General features: G+C 61.4%; 17 protein-coding genes. 8 read left to right on the top strand and 9 right to left on the bottom strand.

Annotated features, from left to right (window positions below):
• The first annotated feature begins 3 nt into the window (after window positions 1–3).
• The 5 genes from ACNQ62_RS05975 to cysE all read left to right on the top strand — a co-directional run bounded on the left by ACNQ62_RS05975 (window position 4) and on the right by cysE (window position 6,804).
• Entirely contained in the window at window positions 4–636 is a 633-nt protein-coding gene (locus ACNQ62_RS05975; RefSeq protein ID WP_005852914.1) for a DUF2460 domain-containing protein, read from the top strand.
• Window positions 633–1,523: a DUF2163 domain-containing protein gene (locus ACNQ62_RS05970; RefSeq protein WP_418094415.1), complete on the top strand. Its 891-nt coding sequence runs from the start codon at window positions 633–635 to the stop codon at window positions 1,521–1,523. The genes ACNQ62_RS05975 and ACNQ62_RS05970 overlap by 4 nt, the downstream gene beginning before the upstream one ends.
• Window positions 1,520–1,966 carry a peptidase gene (locus ACNQ62_RS05965; RefSeq protein WP_288960676.1) on the top strand — a complete coding sequence of 149 codons (447 nt, stop codon included), beginning with the start codon at window positions 1,520–1,522 and terminating at the stop codon, window positions 1,964–1,966. The genes ACNQ62_RS05970 and ACNQ62_RS05965 overlap by 4 nt, the downstream gene beginning before the upstream one ends.
• Window positions 1,966–5,898 (top strand): baseplate multidomain protein megatron, encoded by a 3,933-nt coding sequence (locus ACNQ62_RS05960; RefSeq protein ID WP_418094414.1) that lies wholly within the window; start codon window positions 1,966–1,968, stop codon window positions 5,896–5,898. The genes ACNQ62_RS05965 and ACNQ62_RS05960 overlap by 1 nt, the downstream gene beginning before the upstream one ends.
• 84 nt (window positions 5,899–5,982) lie before the next feature.
• Window positions 5,983–6,804 carry a serine O-acetyltransferase gene (gene cysE, locus ACNQ62_RS05955; RefSeq protein ID WP_005852922.1) on the top strand — a complete coding sequence of 274 codons (822 nt, stop codon included), beginning with the start codon at window positions 5,983–5,985 and terminating at the stop codon, window positions 6,802–6,804.
• 137 nt (window positions 6,805–6,941) lie between these two features.
• Here cysE and ACNQ62_RS05950 read toward each other — a convergent pair whose 3' ends face one another.
• From ACNQ62_RS05950 to ACNQ62_RS05930, 5 genes are all read right to left on the bottom strand, one after another.
• Window positions 6,942–8,285 carry a pyruvate dehydrogenase complex dihydrolipoamide acetyltransferase gene (locus ACNQ62_RS05950; protein ID WP_418094413.1) on the bottom strand — a complete coding sequence of 448 codons (1,344 nt, stop codon included), beginning with the start codon at window positions 8,283–8,285 and terminating at the stop codon, window positions 6,942–6,944.
• A 12-nt stretch (window positions 8,286–8,297) separates the two neighbouring features.
• Window positions 8,298–9,695 carry a pyruvate dehydrogenase complex E1 component subunit beta gene (locus ACNQ62_RS05945; protein WP_074635088.1) on the bottom strand — a complete coding sequence of 466 codons (1,398 nt, stop codon included), beginning with the start codon at window positions 9,693–9,695 and terminating at the stop codon, window positions 8,298–8,300.
• Window positions 9,696–9,698: 3 nt separating this feature from the next.
• A complete protein-coding gene (gene pdhA, locus ACNQ62_RS05940; protein WP_005852939.1) occupies window positions 9,699–10,709 on the bottom strand; it encodes a pyruvate dehydrogenase (acetyl-transferring) E1 component subunit alpha in 1,011 nt (336 codons plus the stop codon).
• Between the two features lie 177 nt (window positions 10,710–10,886).
• Window positions 10,887–11,186 (bottom strand): FtsB family cell division protein, encoded by a 300-nt coding sequence (locus ACNQ62_RS05935; RefSeq protein WP_418094412.1) that lies wholly within the window; start codon window positions 11,184–11,186, stop codon window positions 10,887–10,889.
• Between the two features lie 181 nt (window positions 11,187–11,367).
• Window positions 11,368–12,561, bottom strand: coding sequence for a phosphoglycerate kinase (locus tag ACNQ62_RS05930; protein WP_286779998.1), 1,194 nt, complete (start codon window positions 12,559–12,561; stop codon window positions 11,368–11,370).
• A 131-nt stretch (window positions 12,562–12,692) separates the two neighbouring features.
• Here ACNQ62_RS05930 and ACNQ62_RS05925 point away from each other — a divergent pair, with 131 nt between their 5' ends.
• Together ACNQ62_RS05925 and ACNQ62_RS05920 are read left to right on the top strand one after the other, a co-directional pair.
• On the top strand, window positions 12,693–13,199 hold the full coding sequence (locus ACNQ62_RS05925; RefSeq protein ID WP_009826761.1) for a peptidylprolyl isomerase: 507 nt from the start codon (window positions 12,693–12,695) through the stop codon (window positions 13,197–13,199).
• Window positions 13,192–13,746: a peptidylprolyl isomerase gene (locus ACNQ62_RS05920; protein WP_418094411.1), complete on the top strand. Its 555-nt coding sequence runs from the start codon at window positions 13,192–13,194 to the stop codon at window positions 13,744–13,746. The genes ACNQ62_RS05925 and ACNQ62_RS05920 overlap by 8 nt, the downstream gene beginning before the upstream one ends.
• A gap of 139 nt (window positions 13,747–13,885) precedes the next feature.
• Here ACNQ62_RS05920 and ACNQ62_RS05915 read toward each other — a convergent pair whose 3' ends face one another.
• From ACNQ62_RS05915 to ACNQ62_RS05900, 4 genes are all read right to left on the bottom strand, one after another.
• Window positions 13,886–14,386, bottom strand: a complete 501-nt coding sequence (locus ACNQ62_RS05915) for a bactofilin family protein (RefSeq protein ID WP_005852949.1) — start codon at window positions 14,384–14,386, stop codon at window positions 13,886–13,888.
• Window positions 14,376–15,704 carry a DUF5930 domain-containing protein gene (locus tag ACNQ62_RS05910; protein ID WP_418094410.1) on the bottom strand — a complete coding sequence of 443 codons (1,329 nt, stop codon included), beginning with the start codon at window positions 15,702–15,704 and terminating at the stop codon, window positions 14,376–14,378. Before ACNQ62_RS05910 ends, ACNQ62_RS05915 begins: the two co-directional genes overlap by 11 nt.
• A gap of 189 nt (window positions 15,705–15,893) precedes the next feature.
• Window positions 15,894–16,703 carry a ferritin-like domain-containing protein gene (locus ACNQ62_RS05905; protein ID WP_180827559.1) on the bottom strand — a complete coding sequence of 270 codons (810 nt, stop codon included), beginning with the start codon at window positions 16,701–16,703 and terminating at the stop codon, window positions 15,894–15,896.
• Entirely contained in the window at window positions 16,700–17,161 is a 462-nt protein-coding gene (locus ACNQ62_RS05900; RefSeq protein WP_418094409.1) for a peroxiredoxin, read from the bottom strand. Before ACNQ62_RS05900 ends, ACNQ62_RS05905 begins: the two co-directional genes overlap by 4 nt.
• A 99-nt stretch (window positions 17,162–17,260) precedes the next feature.
• Here ACNQ62_RS05900 and ACNQ62_RS05895 point away from each other — a divergent pair, with 99 nt between their 5' ends.
• The gene (locus ACNQ62_RS05895) at window positions 17,261–20,605 is read left to right on the top strand and encodes a DUF3971 domain-containing protein (RefSeq protein WP_418094408.1); all 3,345 of its coding nucleotides are present in this window, start codon (window positions 17,261–17,263) and stop codon (window positions 20,603–20,605) included.
• Window position 20,606 lies beyond the last annotated feature (1 nt).

The following is a 20,606-nucleotide window of genomic DNA, read 5'->3' as shown; positions in this document are numbered from 1 at the left end:
CCGATGAATTTTCACGATGTCAGATTTCCACCTAGCCTGAGCTTTGGATCCCTCGGGGGGCCGCAACGCCGTACCGATGTGGTGACGCTCGCCAACGGGTATGAGGAGCGCAACACCCCCTGGGCCCATTCACGCCGTGTGTATGATGCGGGGCTGGGGATGCGCTCTATCGACGATGTCCAAGCGCTCACGGGGTTCTTCGAGGCACGTATGGGGCAGATGTACGGGTTTCGCTGGAAGGATTGGGCGGATTTCAAATCCTGTGCCTCTTCGGTCGGGGTCACGTTCGAGGATCAGAGCCTTGGCTTCGGGGATGGTGTGCGGACGGACTATCAACTGGTCAAGACCTATAGCTCGGGCGGGCATAGCTACGTCAGGCCGATCACCAAGCCGGTTGCCGGTACAGTGCGCGTGGGGATAGAGCAGGACGCCCTGCAAGAGGGGAGCGACTATGAGGTTGATCTGAGCACGGGCATCATCCGTTTCGCCCATGCGCCGGACCCCGAAATGCAGGTGTCGGCGGGGTTCGAATTCGACGTGCCTGTCCGCTTTGACACGGATCGCATTCTGGTCAGCGTTGCCAGCTTTCAGGCGGGGCAGGTGCCGGATGTGCCTGTGATCGAGGTGCGGGTATGAGCGGGGCGGGCAAGGACGCGGTGTTGGCGCATGCGCGCACGGGTCTGACGACGTTGTGCACGGCCTGGGCAATCCGGCGGCGGGACGGGGTGACGCTCGCGTTTACCGACCATGATCAGCCGCTCGGGTTCGACGGGTTGGCGTTTCGTGCGGATAGCGGGCTGAGTGCGCGGGCCTTGGCGCAGAGCACGGGGTTGTCAGTGGATAACACAGAGGCGCTGGGCGCGCTGAGCAATGACGCGATCCGCGAGGACGAGATCGAGCAGGGGCGCTTTGACGGGGCGGAAGTGCGCTGCTGGCGGGTGAACTGGGCCGATGTGACCGCCCGCTGCATGATCTTTCGCGGCACGATTGGCGAGATGCAGCGCGCGGGCGGTGCCTTTCGCGCAGAGCTGCGCGGGCTGACCGAGGCATTGAACCGGCCCTTGGGGCGGGTGTTTCAGAAGCCCTGCACCGCGGTGCTGGGGGATGCGGCCTGCGGGTTTGATCTGGCGACAGCGGGCTATGCCGTGACACTCGCCGTGCAGGAGCACGAGGACGGGCGGGTGTTCCGTTGGGAGGGGATCAACGGGTTTGACGACGCATGGTTCGCGCGGGGGCGGCTTGAGGTGCTGGACGGCCCTGCGGCGGGGCTTTGGGGTATGATCAAACACGACCGGGTGCTGGAGGGGCGGCGCGAGGTCGAGCTGTGGGAGCCGATCCGCGGTGCAATCACCGCCGGGCAACAGCTGAGACTGGTGGCAGGCTGCGACAAGCGCCACACCACCTGTCGGCTGAAGTTCAACAACCTGCTGAACTTTCAGGGCTTTCCTGATGTGCCGAGCGCGGATTGGATGATGGCGGTGCCGAAATCCTCGGGCAGCAATACCGGCGGGTCGCTGAGATGAGCGCGCGCGGGACCGCCGTGGTGGCTGCGGCGCGGGGATGGATCGGCACGCCCTACGTGCATCAGGCGGCGCGCAAGGGGGCGGGCTGTGACTGCCTTGGCCTGTTGCGCGGTATCTGGCGCGAGGTGGTGGGGGAGGAGCCCGAGGCGATCCCTTCCTATTCAATGGACTGGTCAGAACCACAGGGGGACGAGCGGCTTTGGCGTGCTGCGCTGCGTCACCTCTCGCCCAAGGTCCTGATCGATGAGGCCCCCGGTGACGTGCTGTTGTTCCGCATGCGCAGCGGGTCGGTGGCGAAACATCTGGGCGTGGCGGCAGAGGTCGGCGCGCAGGCTAGCTTTATCCACGGCTACAGCGGGCATGGGGTGACGGAAAGCCCGCTGAGCCTGCCGTGGCGCAGGCGCATTGTGGCGCGATTTGAATTCCCGGCGGAGGCGATCTGATGGCGACGATACTTCTTTCAACCGCAGGTGCGGCGATTGGCGGCTCTGTCGGGGGCACATTGGCGGGCTTGTCTTCGGTCGCCATTGGGCGTGCCGTGGGGGCGACCCTTGGCCGTGTGATCGACCAGCGGCTGCTGGGGCAAGGGGCGCAGGCGGTCGAGACCGGCAAGGTCGACCGCTTTCGCCTGACCCAGGCGGGCGAGGGCGCGGCGATTGCGCAGGTCTATGGCCGGATGCGTGTCGGGGGACAGGTGATCTGGGCCTCGGACTTCGCCGAGACCACGACGGTGACGGGCGGCGGCGGTGGCAAGGGCGCGCCCTCGACCCCGCAGACGACGGAATACAGCTATAGCGTCAGCCTCGCCATCGCCCTGTGCGAAGGGGAGATCACCAGCATTGGCCGGATCTGGGCGGATGGGGAGGAAATCTCGGCCCACGCACTGAATATGGCGGTCTATCGCGGGACGCGCGATCAACTGCCCGACCCGACGATTGCCGCGATCGAGGGGGCGGACGCGGTGCCGGCCTATTGTGGCACGGCCTATGTGGTGATGGAGAACCTCGGGCTGGGGCCCTTTGGCAACCGCGTGCCGCAGTTTTCCTTCGAGGTGCTGCGCGCAGAGGAACCGGATGCGCCTGCCGCCGACATCAGCGTGACCCATGGAGTTAAAGGTGTCGCGCTGATTCCCGGCACAGGGGAATACGCGTTAGCGACGACTCCGGTGCATTATACCGACGGGCAGGGTGGCCGGTGGAGCGCCAATGTCTCTACCCCCGATGGGCGCAGTGATTTCGCCGCCGCGCTGGAGGACGCCACGCAGGACCTGCCGCGGCTGGCTGCCGCGTCGCTGGTCGTTTCGTGGTTCGGCGATGATCTGCGTTGCGGCGAATGCCGCCTGCGCCCCAAGGTGGAAAGCGCCGAGGACGAGGGCGAAAACATGCCGTGGCAGGTGGCCGGTCTGACCCGCGGCACCGCCGAGGTGATCGCCCGCGAGGACGACCGTCCGGTCTATGGCGGCACCCCCACAGATGCCGCGGTGATCGAGGCGATCCATGCCATTCAGGCGGCGGGCAAGGCGGTGATGTTCTACCCGTTCATCCTGATGGACCAGCTTGATGGGAATACCTTGCCCGATCCCTATAGCGATGCGGGTACCCAGCCCAAGCTGCCTTGGCGGGGGCGGATCACACTGGCGAAAGCGCCGGGTCGGGCGGGCAGCTCTGACGGGACGCTGAGCGCGCATAACGAGGTAGCGGCGTTCTTTGGCACAGTCACGGCGGCGGATTTTACCGTTGCGGGCGATCAGGTCACCTATACCGGCCCACAGGAATGGTCGATGTCGCGGTTCATCCTGCATTATGCCGCCCTGTGCAAAGCCGCAGGCGGGGTAGAGGCCTTTTGCATCGGCACCGAGATGCGCGGGCTGACGCAGATCCGCGGGGCGGGGAACAGCTTTGTCGCGGTGCAGGCGTTTCGCGCGCTGGCCGCAGAGGCGCGGCTGCTTTTGGGCGCGGGCACCAAGATCAGCTATGCCGCGGATTGGTCCGAATATTTCGGCTATCACCCGCAAGATGGCAGCGGCGATGTGTTCTTTCACCTTGATCCGCTGTGGGCCGACGACACGATCGATTTCATCGGTATCGACAATTATATGCCGCTGTCCGATTGGCGCGACGGTACAGATCATCTGGACGCGCAGCAAAGCGACAGCATTTATGCTCTCGACTATCTGGCGGGTAATGTTGCGGGGGGCGAAGGGTTTGACTGGTACTACCATTCGCCCGAGGCGCGCGCGGCGCAACGCCGTACGCCGATCACCGATGGCACCCATGGGGAGCCTTGGGTTTACCGTTACAAGGATCTGCGCGGCTGGTGGGAGAACCTGCACCACAATCGTATCGGCGGTGCGCGCGCAGCAGAGCCGACGGGCTGGCTGCCCGGGTCCAAGCCCATCTGGTTTACGGAATACGGCTGCGCGGCGGTGGACAAGGGGACCAACCAGCCGAACAAGTTTCTTGACCTCAAAAGCTCTGAAAGCAGTTTGCCGCGCTATTCATCGGGCGCGCGGGATGAGTTGATGCAGATGCAATATCTGCGTGCCGTGGCGGATCATTGGCGGGATCCGGCGCATAATCCGGTCTCGGCGGCCTATGGCGGACCGATGGTGGATATGACCCGCGCCTTTGTTTGGGCCTGGGACACGCGGCCCTATCCCTTCTTTCCCAATAATCGCGCGCTGTGGAGCGATGGTCGAAATTACGCCCGTGGGCATTGGCTGAACGGCCGCAGTGCGGCGCTGCCTTTGTCCGAGCTCGTGGCGGCGATCTGCCGGCGTGCTGGCGTTAACGATTTCGATACCTCTGAGCTGTATGGCTACGTCCGCGGCTATGTGGTGGACGAGGTGGCCGATGCGCGCGCGGCGTTGCAGCCGTTGATGCTGCGCTATGGCTTTGATGCGGTGGAACGCGACGGGGTGTTGCGTTTCATCATGCGGGACGGATTGGATGCCGTGCTGCTGAACAGAGAGACGTTGGCTGTTTCGGGTGATCTGGAGGCACCGGTCGAACAGTCCCGTGAGGCAGAGGCGGCGCTTTCGGGGCGTCTGCGTTTGCGGTTTGTGCAGGCGGATGGCGACCACGAGGTGATCGCGGAAGAGGCGATCTTGCCTGACGACGCCACCCAAGCCGTGGCGATGTCAGAGTTCAATATGGCGCTCACCCGGGCGGAGGCGCACCAGACAGCTGAACGCTGGCTGACAGAGGCGCGTGTGGCACGCGAAGGGGTACGTCTGGCCTTGCCGCCGTCGATGATGGATGTCGGCGCGGGCGATGTGATTGCCTTGCCGCCAGACGATGGCGAGGGGGAGGCGCTGTACCGTGTGGATCGCGTCGAGATGGGGGAGATGTCTTTGATCGAGGCCGTGCGGATTGAGCCCGAAGTCTATGACCCCGCGCCCTTCGATGACGAATTGGTCGCGTTGAAACCCTTTGTCGCGCCCGTACCGGTGAACGCGCTGTTTCTGGACCTGCCGCTGCTGCGCGGTGACGAGGTGCCCCATGCGCCACATATTGCGGCCAGCGCACGGCAATGGCCGGGTAACGTCGCGGTCTATGCCTCTGGTGGGGAAACGAATTTCAGGTTGAACACCCTGATGCCCTTGCGCGCAACAATGGGGGTCACGCAAAACGACATGGCCCATGCGCGCCCCGGTGTGGTGGATCGCGGGCAGGCGCTGCAGGTCATGTTGACCAGCGGTGTGTTAGAGAGTGTTGATGAGGCCGATCTGCTGGGCGGGGCCAATCTGGCGGCTATCGGCGACGGCTCTGCCGACCGGTGGGAGGTGTTCCAGTTCGCGCGGGCCGAGCTGATCGCCCCGCAAACCTATCTTCTGCGCGACCGATTGCGCGGGCAAGCGGGGTCGGATGGGGTGATGCCGGATGTCTGGCCGGCGGGATCGCAGTTTGTGCTGCTCAACTCTGTCCCTCGCCAGATCGAGCTGAGCCCGAACCTGTTGCGGATCGCGCAGACCTATCGCATCGGGCCTGCGGCCCGCCCGCTAAACGACCCAAGCTACGTTCAAAAAACCGAGAGCTTTGACGGCAACGGGCTGCGCCCCTATCGGCCCTGCCACCTGCGAACAGAAGAAGAGGCGGGGGCGTTGCGGTTTGGCTGGATACGCCGGACGCGGATCAATGGCGACCAATGGACGGATTTCGATGTGCCACTGGCTGAGGAAAGCGAGCAATATCAGCTGCGTATCCTGCAAAACGGTGTTGTCCTGCGCGAACAGCTCGTGGACCGCGCAAGCTGGACCTATACCGCCCAAATGCGCGCAGGTGACGGGGCGGCGGGGCCTGCATTGATCAGTGTTGCGCAGGTTTCTGCGCTGTACGGGGCGGGGCCCGAGCTGTTTGGCGAGATCAATTTGTGATAAACTGCGCGTGTAAACCCTTGGCTTTGCGTTTGGCACTTGGGCGGAACCTGCTATATCGTGGGGACAAAGAAGGATGGTCTTATGGCAAATGCACGCACGAATATCGCCACGGTGGATCCGGTTTGGGATCAGATCCAGACGGAAGCACAGAATGCTGTCCGCGATGAGCCGCTGATTGGCGGTTTTGTCCACGCTACGATTCTGCACCATAAATCCATCGAGAAAGCGCTATCTTACCGTATCGCGGCGAAGCTGGCCTCGAATGAAATGTCGATGATGGTGGTCCATGAGATGGTGGAGGAGGCCTTTGCCAGTGATCCCGACCTGATCAAGGCGGCACGTGCCGATCTGGTGGCAATTTACGAGCGTGATCCCGCCTGCCACCGGCTGTTGCAACCGATCCTGTATTTCAAAGGCTATCAGGCCGTGCAGGCCTACCGTGTGGGCCATCACCTGTGGAAACAAGGTAAACGGGATCTGGCCTATTTCGTACAGATGCGCGTGAGCGAGATTTTTGGCGTCGATATCCACCCTGCCGCGACGATCGGCAAGGGAATCATGATCGACCATGCCCATTCCGTCGTGATTGGCGAAACCGCGGTCGTGGGCGACAACGTGTCGATGCTGCACTCGGTCACTTTGGGCGGGACGGGCAAGGAAGAGCAGGACCGTCACCCGAAGATTGGCAACGGCGTGTTGATCGGCGCGGGGGCGAAAGTGTTAGGTAATATTTCTATCGGACATTGCTCGCGCATTGCGGCGGGGTCTGTCGTGCTGGAATCCGTGCCGCCCTGCAAGACCGTCGCGGGCATCCCTGCGCGGGTCGTGGGGGAGGCGGGCTGCGATCAGCCGTCGGTCCTGATGGATCACATGCTGGGGCCGCAGGGCGATATTAACATGTAATGCTAAGGGATCGAGGCCGCGCGCCTTGGTCGAGATGTGAAAAGGCCGGACCCGTCATAGGGGCCGGCCTTTTTTTGTGAGGCCGGGGGCTGTCTGCCCCCGGACCCCCGAGGATTTGGATCCATTTGGAAGAGGGGTTACGCCAGCATCATCATGGGGTTTTCGAGATTGTCCTTGATGGCGCTGAGCAGCTGCGCGCCCAAGGCTCCGTCGATGACGCGGTGATCGACCGAGAGGGTGACGGACATCACCGTGGCGACGGCGAGCTCCCCATCTTTGCCGACGACGGGTTTCTTGACCCCTGCGCCGACGGCCAAAATCGCGCCATGGGGTGGGTTGATGACCGCGTCGAAGTTGTCGATCCCGAACATGCCGAGGTTCGAGATGGCGAAGCTGCCGCCCTGATATTCATGCGGCGCAAGCTTGCGGTCGCGTGCACGGGTGGCGAGGTCTTTCATCTCGGTCGAGAGGGTCGAGAGCGATTTCATCTCGGCGTCTTTCAGCACTGGCGTGAACAGGCCGCCCTCGATGGCTACGGCGACGGCCACATCCGAGGGCTTGAGCTTGAGGATGCGGTCACCGGCCCAGACCGCATTGGCGTCAGACACGGTTTGCAGCGCCAGCGCACAGGCCTTGATGATGAAGTCATTGACCGACAGCTTCACGTCGCGGGCTTCGAGTTGTTTGTTCAGCTCACCGCGGAACTTCAGAAGCGCGTCGAGCTCGATGTCGCGGCGCAGGTAGAAATGCGGGATCGACTGTTTGGCTTCGGTCAGGCGCGCGGCGATGGTCTTGCGCATGCCGTTGAGGGAGATTTCCTCGAACGCGCGGCCTTCGTAGATTTTCATCACGGCGTCGGCGGAAGGGCCGGCGGCAGGGGCCGCTGTGGCTGCCGGTGCGCTGGCGGTTTGCGAGCTTTCGGCCGGTTTGGCTTTGGTGCTACCGGCGGAGGCTGCCTCCACATCTGCTTTGATGATGCGACCATGCGGGCCAGAGCCGGAGAGTTCGGTCAGGTCCACGCCTTTGTCTGCCGCGATGCGACGGGCCAGCGGTGTTACAAACAACCGTTTTCCGTCACTGCCCTTGGGCGCGGCGGGGGCGGATGTGCCTGTGTCGTTGGCGTCGCTTTCGCCGCGGCCGTAGCCTTTTTCAGGGGCCGCGTCCTGGTCGGGAGCATCTTCCTTGGCGCTGTCCTTGGCAGCCGGGGCAGAGGCGCTGTCAATGTCCGACGCCTCTTCGCCCTCTTCCAGCAGCACGGCGATGGGGGTATTCACCTTGACGCCTTCGCTGCCGTCACCGATCAGGATCTTGCCGATGGTGCCTTCGTCTACGGCTTCGAATTCCATCGTCGCCTTGTCGGTTTCAATCTCGCACAGGATATCCCCGGAGGAGACGCTATCCCCTTCGGAGACAAGCCATTTCGCCAGCGTGCCTTCTTCCATCGTGGGGCTGAGGGCGGGCATGAGGATTTCTATGGGCATGTGGACCGCTCCTTACTTGTAGGTGACTTTTTTGACCGCCGCGATGACCTCGTCCGTGGTGACAAGCGCCAGTTTTTCGAGGTTTGCGGCATAGGGCATGGGCACATCTTTGCCGGTGCAGTTGATCACCGGCGCATCCAGATAGTCAAAGGCTTCCTGCATGATCACGCTTGAGATGTAGTTCCCGACGGAGCCTTGTGGCCAGCCCTCTTCGACGGTGACAAGGCGGTTGGTCTTCATCACCGACTTGATGATGCTGGCGGTGTCCATCGGGCGCAGGGTGCGCAGGTCGATGACTTCGGCGTCGATGCCTTCTTCGGCCAGCTTTTCAGCGGCTTCCAGCGCATAGGTCATGCCGATGCCAAAGCTGACGATCGTGACATCCGTGCCCTCGCGCCAGATGCGGGCCTTGCCGAAGGGGACGGTATAATCCTCGACATCGGGCACATCGAAGGATTTGCCGTACATGATTTCATTTTCAAGGAAAACGACGGGGTTGGGGTCGCGGATCGCGGTTTTCATCAAGCCTTTGGCATCGGAGGCAGAATAGGGCATCGCCACCTTGAGGCCGGGGATCTGCATGTACCACGCGGCGTAATCCTGGCTGTGCTGCGCGCCGACGCGGGCAGCGGCACCGTTTGGTCCGCGGAAGACCATTGGCGCGCCCATCTGACCGCCGGACATATAAAGCGTTTTCGCGGCGGAGTTCAGGATGTGGTCGATCGCCTGCATGGCAAAGTTCCAGGTCATGAATTCGACGATGGGGCGCAGCCCGCCAAAGGCAGCACCCACACCGATACCGGCAAACCCGTGCTCGGTGATCGGCGTGTCGATGATCCGCTTGGCCCCGAATTCGTCCAGCAAGCCTTGGGAAATTTTATAGGCACCTTCGTATTCGGCGACTTCCTCGCCCATCAGGAACACATCTTCGTCACGGCGCATTTCTTCGGCCATGGCATCGCGCAGGGCCTCGCGCACCGTCTGCTGTTTCAGCTTGGTGCCTTCGGGCCAGTCGGGGGTGGTGTCGGTTTCTGGGGCTTTCGGGGCCTCGGCGTCGGGCTTGGCGGCGGCGGGGGCCTTGTCGGATTTAGCGTCGTCGCTGTCGTCGGCTTTGGTCTGTTCCGCCGGTGCGGCGCTGGAGGCGCTGTCAATGTCAGAGGCGTCTTCGCCTTCTTCCAGCAGCACGGCAATAGGGGTGTTGACCTTGACGCCTTCGGTGCCGGCGTCGATCAGGATCTTGCCGATGGTGCCTTCGTCGACGGCTTCGAATTCCATCGTGGCCTTGTCGGTTTCGATCTCGGCCATGATGTCACCCGAGGACACGGTGTCGCCCTCTTTGACCAGCCATTTGGCAAGCGTGCCTTCTTCCATTGTGGGGCTCAGTGCGGGCATGAGAATTTCGATTGCCATGGTTCAAGCCTCCTGTGGGACTTCGGTTGCGTAGATATCTGTCCAAAGCTCTTCCGCCGCGGGTTCGGGGCTTTCTTTGGCAAACTCCGCGCTTGCGTTAACGATTTCCTTAATCTCTTTGTCGATCGCTTTCAGATCGTCCTCGCTGGCGTGTTTATGTTCCAGCAGGATGTTGCGCACCTGTTCGATGGGGTCGCGTTCGTCGCGCATTTTCTGCACTTCTTCGCGGGTCCGGTATTTGGCCGGATCCGACATGGAATGCCCGCGGTAGCGGTATGTCTTGATTTCCAGAATATAGGGGCCGTCGCCCGAGCGGCAGTGTTTCACCGCGCGTTCGCCTGCGTCCTTGACCGCCAGCACATCCATGCCATCCACCGCTTCGCCGGGGATGCCGAAAGCCTTGCCGCGTTCCCAGATTTCAGCGCTGGAGGTAGAGCGCTGCTGCGAGGTGCCCATGGCATATTGGTTGTTCTCGATGATGAAAATCACCGGCAGTTTCCACAGGGCGGCCATGTTGAACGTCTCGTAGACCTGACCCTGGTTCGCGGCACCATCCCCGAAATAGGTAAAGGTAACGTTGTCGTTGCCCTTATACTTGTCCGCAAAGGCGATGCCCGCGCCAAGGGGGACGTTCGCGCCCACGATACCGTGGCCGCCGTAGAATTTCTTTTCCTTAGAGAACATATGCATGGACCCGCCCTTGCCGCGGGAATAGCCACCTTCGCGGCCAGTGAGTTCGGCCATCACCCCGTCGGGGTTCATGCCGCAGGCCAGCATATGCCCGTGGTCGCGGTAGGTGGTGATGCGGCTGTCGCCGTCCTTGGCCGTGGCTTCAAGCCCGACAACCACCGCTTCTTGTCCGATATAAAGGTGGCAAAAACCACCGATCAGCCCCATGCCGTAAAGCTGGCCCGCTTTTTCCTCGAACCGCCGGATCAGCAGCATATCGCGGTAATAGGCCTTGAGCTCTTCGGCGCTGGCGTTTGTCTTTTTCGTCGGTTTCTGGGCAGCCATGGGGCAATTCCTCCGTAGTTTGTCCCGCGCACGCGCAAAATAGTTTAGCGTTAAACTATCTCTTATCGGATTCGAGCAATGATGGCGAGAGGCATTTACAGGTCACGCAATACCCTGCTGGCGGGACGTGAATTTTTTATGACGCTGCGGGGGATTATGCCGGATGATGCGCGGGTATCAGCGGATCACGATTTCGTCGGCGCGGAGCATCCCCAGCACCTTGCGGGTCTGTTCGTCCAGCAGATCGAGATCAAGATATTCGTCAGACAGACGATGGGTCAGGTTCTCCATCCGCGCCACATCGATCTGCACCTGTGCAAGCTGTACCCGCAGATCCTGAGTTTCGGCCACGATCTCGGCGCGGCGGAACAGGCCGTAGTTCCCCTGAATCGCCGCGAAGGCGAAATAGAGGCTCAGCGCGAAGGCGATCGCGAAAAACAAGAGAGTGCCAAAAGCGGGTTTGCTGCTGCGGTTCATGTATCTGCCTTTAATCGTCTCTTAGTGGACGTTCCCCCAGTATGACACAGGTGATTCGCGAAGGGAATCCCCCGTCTTGCGATTGGCAAGAAAATGTTCATCTTTTTAGGGGGTTGGGCAAGGATGTCGCATATCTTTCCCGCCAGTCGCATCGCAGCGCCGCGACTGGCGGGGGATAAGGTCAGGCGTCCAGCGCGGCGACGCCGGGGAGGGTCTTGCCTTCCATCCATTCAAGGAAGGCACCGCCCGCGGTGGAGATATAGGTGAAATCATCCGCCGCACCTGCCTGGTTCAACGCGGCCACGGTGTCGCCACCACCCGCCACAGAGATCAGCGCGCCGTCGCGTGTCAGCGCGGCCGCTGCCTTGGCCGCGGCGACGGTTGCGGTGTCGAAGGGGGCGATCTCGAACGCGCCCATGGGGCCGTTCCAGATCAGGGTTTTCAGGCCGTCAAACGCGTCTTTGACCAGTTCAACCGTCTTTGGGCCTGCGTCCAGTACCATCTGGTCCGCTGCCAGCACGGTATCGGCCCCAAGGGCTGCGACCTCATGCGCGGCATGGGCGGCGAATTCCCGCGCGACAAGCCCATCTACGGGCAGCAAAACGCGGCAGCCGGCCTTTTCCGCCTGTGCCAGAATATCCTTGGCGGTGTCGTAAAAATCGGGTTCAGACAGGGACTTGCCCAGATCTGCGCCTTGTGCGCCCAGAAACGTATTGGCCATGCCGCCCCCGATCACCAACAGATCCAGCCGGTTCACGAGGTTCTCCAACAGCTCGATCTTGGTCGATACTTTGGCACCGCCCACCACCGCGCCCACGGGGCGTTTCGGAGTGGCCAGCGCGGCTTCCAGCGCCGAAAGCTCGGCCTGCATCAAACGCCCCGCACAAGAGGGCAAAAGCCGCGCGACCCCTTCGGTCGACGCATGGGCGCGGTGCGCGGCAGAGAAGGCATCATTGCAATAGATATCGCCCAAACCGGCCAGACGTTTGGCAAAATCGGGGTCGTTCTCGGTCTCGCCCGGATAGAAACGGATGTTTTCGAGCAGCAATACATCGGCGGCGTTGATCTCTTCGGTGCCCGCCTCGGCGGCCTCGAGCGTTTCGGCCAGCACGACTTTGCGGCCCAGGGCATCCTCTAGCGCGGGGAGGACAACACGCAGGCTCAGATCCTGCACGCGTTTGCCCTTGGGGCGGCCAAAATGCGCCAGCAACACAGGGGTGCCACCCTGTTCCAGAATGTCGCGCAGGGTCGGGATGATCCGCTGGATGCGGGTGTCGTCCGTTACCTTGCCGTTTTCAACCGGCACGTTGATATCCACGCGCACCAGAACCCGCTTGCCGCGCAGGTCCATGTCATCCAATGCTTTCCAGCCCATCTTGTCCCTCGTGTAAAACCACAATTCCCGTCGTGTTTTGCCGTTATTGCCGTCAGGGTCAATGGACCCGCTTGGCAATTGCGCTTGCACGTCCTAGGTAATTGCCAACGAAATTCTTAAAGGAGACCGGCATGGCCGAGATCAAAGACCCCGAAAACACGATCCTGATGGAACTGAAGGGCGGCACTGTCACCATCCAGCTGTTGCCAGATGTGGCCCCCAAACACGTAGAGCGTATGAAAGAACTGGCCCGCGCCGGTAAATATGACAACGTGGCCTTTCACCGCGTGATCGAAGGGTTCATGGCGCAGACAGGCGACGTGGCCAACGGCAACATGGAAGACAATTTCAACCTGCGCGCCGCTGGGACCGGTGGGTCGGACATGCCGAACCTGCCAGCCGAATTCTCCAAAGTGCCGCACGCCCGTGGCAGCATCGGTGCCGCGCGTTCCGCCAACCCCGATAGCGCGAACAGCCAATTCTTCATCAACTTCAAAGACAACGACTTCCTGAACGGTCAGTACACCGTTTACGGTCAGGTCATCTCGGGGATGGAGCATGTGGACGCGATCACCCGTGGCGAGCCGCCAGCGAACCCTGATCGCATGATCAGCGTCAAGGTTGCCGCTGATGCGTAATCTGATTGCAGCAGGCGTTGCCTCTGCCGTGTTGGCAGGGGCGGCTTTCGCGGATGGTCTGGCGATCACCGTGGATGGCGAAGCGCAAGGCACCATCAAGATCGATCTGGCCGAAGATGTGGCCCCCGCGCATGTGGCACGGCTGAAAGAGCTGGCCGAAGCAGGGGCATACGATGGCGTGGTGTTTCACCGCGTGATCGACGGGTTTATGGCGCAGACCGGTGACGTTGAATTTGGCAAGGCCGGTGGGGACACAGGCCGCGCGGGCATGGGAGGTTCCGACCTGCCTGACCTGCCTGCCGAATTCTCGGACATCCCCTTTGACCGCGGTGTCGTCGGCATGGCTCGCAGCCAGAGCCCGGATTCCGCGAACTCGCAGTTCTTTATCATGTTTGACCAGGGGCACTTCCTGAACGGGCAATATACCGTTGTGGGCAAAGTGACCGAAGGGCTGGACGTGCTGGACGCGATCAAGCGTGGGACCGGCGGCAACGGCGCTGTCATCGGCACGCCCGACCGTATGGTCGAGGTCAAGGTGACCGAATAATCATCGCGTAGGGCAGGGGTGCTTGCGCCTTTGCCCCGCTTTGGTCGCGCAGCACTTCGCAGTCGAAGATTTTGATATCACAACGTAAAAGGGCGTCGCAGCAGTGCGACGCCCTTTTACATTCATCACCCTTGTCCGATCAGGACGCCGGGTTCGGCTTTTGTGCAGGGGCGGATTTCGCGCCGGGGTTCAGCGGGTCGTCCTGACGCTGAACGGAGCCTTCGAAATGCGCACCGGATTCGATGGCGATGGTCTTGTGGATGATGTCGCCTTCGACGCGGGCGGTCGATGTCAGGCGGACTTTCAAACCGCGCACGCGGCCCACGATACGGCCGTTGATCACTACGTCATCGGCGATCACTTCGCCTTTGATGGTCGCGGTTTCGCCGATGGTCAGCAGGTGGGCGCGAATGTCGCCTTCCACGGTGCCTTCAACCTGGATGTCGCCGGTTGTTTTCAGGTTGCCGGTGATGTGCAGATCGGAGGACAGCACGGAGGCAGGTGGTTTTGCCTTGGGCGCGCTGGCCTTGAATTCGCTTTGCTTGGGTGCAGCCGGTGCAGAAGATGACGGTGCAGCGGTGCTGGACGTGTCTGCGTCGGACTTAGGAGCGGGATCATTGATTTTGCTTTTAGAAAACATCGTTTGCAGCCTTGATAAAGATCATTGGATTTACAGCCTTGCCACCGACACGGACTTCGTAATGCAGGTGGACACCAGTAGACCGTCCTGATGTTCCCATATCACCTATCCGCTGTCCGCGCGATACCCTTTGGCCGACTTTTACGCGCAATTTAGACATGTGTGCGTAACGTGTCTCGACCCCGAATTCATGTTGGATTTTAACCAGTCGCCCGTAGCCAGAGCTCCAGCCCGCGTGGGTCACAACCCCTTCGGCGGTGGAGTGGATGGGCGTGCCCATACCGGCGGCGAAATCTGTCCCGCTGTGCATCCGGCGGCCCCCCGTCTTGGGATCGCGGCGGTAGCCGAACGGGCTGCTGAAGCGGAAAGAGGATTTCAGCGGGTTCGCAAAGGGCGCTTTTTGCGCGGCAATGCGGTACATGTTCAGCTTGTCCATCTGGCCAAGCAGACGGTTGGCGCGCAGTGTGTCCGGGGAAGGAGCCTCCCCCCGTGTGGAAAAGCTTAACGGCATCAGCGGGCCACCCTGACCGGAATAACCACGGCGCACGGTGGCCAGCATCCGGTCGGTCGGCATGCCCGCGCTGCGGAACATTTTATCAAGCGGGGCAACAGAAACGGTCATCGCCTCTTCAAGCTGGCGGAAAATCGCGTCGTTCTGTTCGCGCATCAAGGCCAGCTTCTGGTTCAGTTCATCCGCCTGGATCAGCGCGTCTTGCGCATCAATCACCACCTGATCGCGTTCGGCGGCGGTACGCTCAAGCGCCTCTGCCAGCAGGGAAATCGGGGCGGAGGATCCGTTGGCGGCGCGTGTCGCTTTACCTTCGCCGGCGGCGGCCCCTTCCAGTTCGGCGAGCTGGGTGCGCGCAGCTTCGCGGTCTTTCATCGTGTCGCGCAGGGTGCTTTGAATGACCTCGATGCCGGTCTCAAGCTCGCGGCGGCGCGTCTCGGATTGCAGCAGCTCGGACTGCATGACCGAAATCTGCTTCAGCGCGGCGTTAAACCGTTCCTGCGCGGCGACGGCCTCTTCCGCGCGTCCATTGCGCTGCGCTGAAAGATCGCTCAACCGCGCCTGATAGGTACGTTGGTCGCGTTTGGCTTGTTCGCGAAAATTGCCCGACCCGATGCTGTCCATCAGGATCACGGCGGTGGCGACGATCGACCAGGCCACAAACAAAGAGGCCCCGGTGAAGACGAAAAGCTGGGTAACGGGGCGCAGGCGGATAAAGCGTGTGTCGGTATCGGATTTCAGAAAAACGCGGCGTTCGGGAAAAAACCGTTCAAGCGCCGAATGAATTTTGATCGCAAACCTTGTCCGCACGCGTGGTATCCTTGTTCCGTCCCTGTCACAGCACGCAAGGCCCCCACCGCGCGCTGATTGTCACCTGCCGTGCTTAGCCAGTGGGGGTCCGTCGGGCAACCCTTCAGACTTTCCCACCGGCGGTTAATGAAAGTTTAACGACAAATTTGGCAATAAATTGCCGATTCAACGGTTTGGAGGGCGAATATTTTAAACACTCTCGGTCAAGGGCCAGTAAAAATCCGGTGGAATCCCGGCCTCTGCCCGCTTCTCTTCGTTGAACGGGGGCTTGAGAACACCGTGGAAATAGGTGCGCACCAGATCGTGGAACGCCTCTTTCGGGTCAAGCTCGTGACGCCCGCACAGGAAGTGAAACCACTTTGACCCATAGGCAACATGCGCGACCTCTTCGGCGTAGATCACCTCAAGCGCGTCGACGGCCTGCGTGGCCTTGGCGCTTTTGAACACCTGAATCATATTGGGCGTCACATCCAGCCCGCGCGCCTCAAGCACCATAGGCACAACTGCGAGACGACCCATGAAATCATCCACCGTATCCTCGGCAGCGCGCCACATACCAGCATGGGCGGGCAAGGCCCCGTAGTGGCTGCCCAAAGCTTCAAGACAATCGCACATCAGATTGAAATGTTTGGATTCATCGTCGGCGGCGCTGACCCAATCATCGTAAAATCCCATGGGCATTTTGACATCGGTAAAGCGCGCGATAATGTCCCAGTGTAGATCAACCGCGTTCAATTCGATATGGGCCACGGCGTGCAGCAAGGCGATGCGCCCTTCGGGCGATCCGGGCTTGCGGTGGGGGACATCGCGGGGCGACAAGAGTTCTGGCTTGTCGGGGCGGGCGGGGCGCAACGGCGGGTTTGACGTGCCGATTTCCGGTGCCTCGCCTGCGGCGCGGGCAGCCCGCCACTCGGCCGCGTACTTGTGAGAAAGCGCGGTTTTCTCACGGCCATCCGCAGTGCGCAGCACGTTTTCCGCCATTTGGGCCAGCGCGATCATAGGGCGCGCACCGCGTCCAGTACCTCTTCCACGTGACCGGCGACTTTCACCTTGCGCCAGATGCGGGCGATATTGCCGCTCGCATCAATCAGATAGGTGGCGCGTTCGATCCCCATGGATTTTTTGCCGTACATATTCTTTTCGACCCAGACGCCATAGGCTTCGGTCACGGCCCCATCGATATCGGCCAGCAGGGGAACCGTCAGGGCATGTTTGGCCGCAAAACGGTCGTGTTTTGCCATCGTGTCACGGGATACGCCAAAAACCACGGCACCGGCGTCGGCAAATGCTTCAAGATGTTCGGAGAAGCCTACGGCCTCCTTGGTGCAGCCCGGCGTGTCGTCACGGGTGTAGAAATACAAAACCACAGCCTTGCCCCGCAGATCGGAGAGCGAAATTTCGCCACCCCCCGTCACAGGAAGCGTAAAGTCTGGTGCAGGTTGGGAAATCTCTGGCATGGGTCACTTTCTTATGTATTGGAAGCCGTTGTCTGCACTGTCATACTAGTCGGGCTTGGCGAAACTTAAACCCCAAGCTGCCCTAAAAACCGGACGCCCATGCCCAACACCAGCGCAGCCCCCCGCAGCCCCAAGCGGAGACGACTTTGGCAAGCCACCAAATGGTCGCTGCTGGTTATTTCGCTGATTGTCGCCACCATCGCAGGGGTTGCCATCTATATGATCCGCAGCCCCATTGTCGTGCCGGAATGGCTCGAGACGCGCATCGAAGAGCGGTTTGCCAAAGATATGCCGCTTGCGCGGATCGGCTTTGGAGAGATGGTGCTGATCGTAGACGAAGGGTGGCGGCCGCGCGTTCGGCTGCGGGACGTGAATATCACCAACCCCCAAGGGGTTAGCTTTGCCGCCTTCCGCGAAGTGCGGGCCAGTTTTTCCATTCAGGGCCTGCTGGCGGGCGATGTGCAGCCGCGCGATATTGCGATGTCCGGGGTGGTGGCCAATCTGCGGCGCGATAAGGATGGCCGCGTCGCGCTGAGCGCAGCAAGCGGGACCGCCCCGGCAGAGCGGCGGGCGGCCACGATGCCGCAGTTGATCGGCCAGCTTGATACGGTGTTCGAGACAAAGGCGCTGTCGCGGCTGCGGTCGATAGAGCTGCGCGCCCTGACCTTGCGCTACACCGATCTGCAGTCCGACAGGATGTGGACTGTCGATGGCGGGCGGCTGTTGCTTGACCGCGAAGGCGATAACCTGCGGATGACGGCCGAGCTCGCCGTTTTGGGCGGGGGGGCGGATGTGGCCACGCTTTCTGCCAACTACAGCAGCAAAATCGGCGATACCGCGTCGCAGTTCGGCGTCAATTTCGATGGCGTGAGCGCGGGCGACATCGCGGTGCAGAACCCGGCATTTGCTTGGTTGAAAGTGCTGCGCGCGTCTATCTCCGGTTCGGTGCGCAGCAGCCTTGACGAGGACGGCACCTTCGAGCCGCTGAACGCGACGCTGCAGATCGGGGCCGGTGTGGTTCAGCCTAATGAACGTGCTACGCCGATCCCCTTTGACGGGGCCCGCAGCTATTTCAGCTATGATCCAGATCAGCGTCTGCTGCGTTTTGACGAGCTTTCGGTCGAAAGCAAATGGGTGTCGGGCCGGATCGAGGGGGCCGCAAGTCTGGGTATCGATGACAGTGGTAAATTGAGCGAGCTGGTCGCACAGGTTCGTCTGCGCGATTTGGTGGCTGACCCCGCCGATATTTATGACGCCCCAGTTTCGATTGAGGGTGCCGACCTGGACGCCAAAATCACCTTCAACCCGTTTCACATGTCCGTCGGCCGTATGGATATCGTTGACGGGGGGACGACGTTGAACCTGTCGGGGGATTTGCGGGCGGGGCCGCAGGGGTGGCAAGTTGCACTGGAAGCTGGGTTGAACGCGTTGAAACCAACGCGCCTGCTCGAGCTTTGGCCAGAAAACGTCAAGCCAAAGACCCGCAAATGGGTGGACGAAAATATCTACGCTGGCGCGTTGAGCGATGTTGACCTTGCCTTTCGCTTGAAGCCAGGCGAGGCACCGCAAGCATACCTCGACTTTGATTTTCAGGGGGCCGAGGTTCGGTTCTTGCGCACCATGCCGAATATCACCGACGGCAGCGGTCATGCGAGCCTTTCGCGCAACCGCTTTGTTGTCAGCGTGGATACCGGGGTGATCACACCGCCCGACGAGACGCCGGTGTCGGTGAACGGGTCTTCGTTCATCATGCCGGATGTCACGGTCAAGGACGGCCCTCCCGGCATCGTTCGGTTGCGCGCCGATGCGGACATCACCTCGGTCCTGGCGCTGTTGAACCGGCCCCCGTTGCAGGCGATGGACAAGGCCAACCTGCCGGTTGACGTCGTCGATGCACGGGCCCAGTTGGCGGGCACTTTGTCCTTTCCAATGAAAAAAGGCTCTGACCCGAAGCTGACGATCTTCGACATCAACGGAACGCTGGCGGAATTCCAAAGCGACCGTCTGGTCAAAGATCGCGCGCTGCGCGCCGACCAGCTGACGTTGAACGCGTCCAACAGCGGCCTGACGATCAAGGGCAAGGGCGAATTGGACGGCGTTCCCTTTGACGGCGAATGGTCCCAACCCTTCGGGAAGCCGGGCGCTGCGAGCAGTGTCAGGGCGGATATTGCGCTGAACGCCAAAACGCTCGAGACTTTCAAGATCGCGCTGCCCCCTGATACGATCGCAGGTGAAGGGCGGGCGTGGTTCGCGATGGATCTGGTCAAAGGCCAACCCCCTGATTTTTCTGTCACATCGGATCTGCGGGGTTTGAGCATCACCGTTCCACAGATCGGCTGGACCAAAGCGCGATCCCAGACGGGCACGTTGGAGATATCGGGGCGGCTTGGGCCGTTTCCAGACGTCGATACCTTGAAGATCAGCGCCGCGGGGCTGTCGGCGCAAGGGAATGTCACATTGCACCCAAGTGGTGCGTTGGACAGATTGCAATTTCACCGATTGCAGGTTGGGATTTGGCTGGATGTGCCTGTGGATCTGATCGGGCAGGGGGCAGGTCGCCCGGTGCAGGTGGTGGTGAAGGGCGGCCGTCTTGATTTGCGCACGGCGGAGCTCGGAAAAAGCAAGCCCAGCGGGGTCGCGAGCCCGCCGATGTTGTTGTCGCTGGATCGATTGCAGGTCACGGATAAGATTGCCCTGACAGGAATGCAGGGCGAATTTAACGTCGCGCGTGGCCTGGATGGACGGTTCACGGCAGCCTTGAACGGGGGCGCGCCGGTTTCTGGTCGCGTCGTACCCAAGGATGGCCGTAGCGCGGTGCAATTGACGGCAACCGATGCTGGTGGCGTTTTGAGGTCTGCCAACATTGCACAACAAGTCCACGGCGGCGCGCTTTCGTTGACCCTGGTACCCGCCGGATCGGGCGGTGCTTTCGACGGTCACGCAGAGATTAAAGACGTTCGTATCAAGGACGCCCCGACGATTGCAGCGCTGGTGAACGCGGTTTCCGTGGTCGGGCTGATCAACGAGTTGAACGGGGACGGGATATATTTTGACACGGTCGAAGCTGATTTTCGCCTGTCTTCCAATCGCGTCAACCTGACCCAAGCCAGCGCGACGGGGGCGTCGCTTGGGATTTCTATGGATGGGGTTTTTGCCACTGACACCGGCCAGATGGCGCTGCAGGGTGTGATCTCTCCTGTATATATGTTGAACGGAATAGCCAGTTTTCTGACCCGTAAGGGCGAGGGGCTTTTGGGGTTCAACTACTCTATCGGCGGGACGGTGCAGAGCCCGTCTGTCTCGGTGAACCCGCTGTCGGGGTTTGTGCCCGGTGCGATGCGGGATATTTTTCGCAGCACTCCACGCACGACGCCCACGCAGGACGGGGGTGCTGCCACCCCCGCGCCGCAAAAACCTGTTGCTCAACGCTTTGAGGGGCGCTAAC

Source organism: Sulfitobacter sp. SBS6 (genome assembly GCF_048285585.1).
Classification (GTDB): Bacteria; Pseudomonadota; Alphaproteobacteria; order Rhodobacterales; family Rhodobacteraceae; genus Sulfitobacter; species Sulfitobacter pontiacus.
This window is presented reverse-complemented; position numbering and strand designations above follow the sequence as displayed.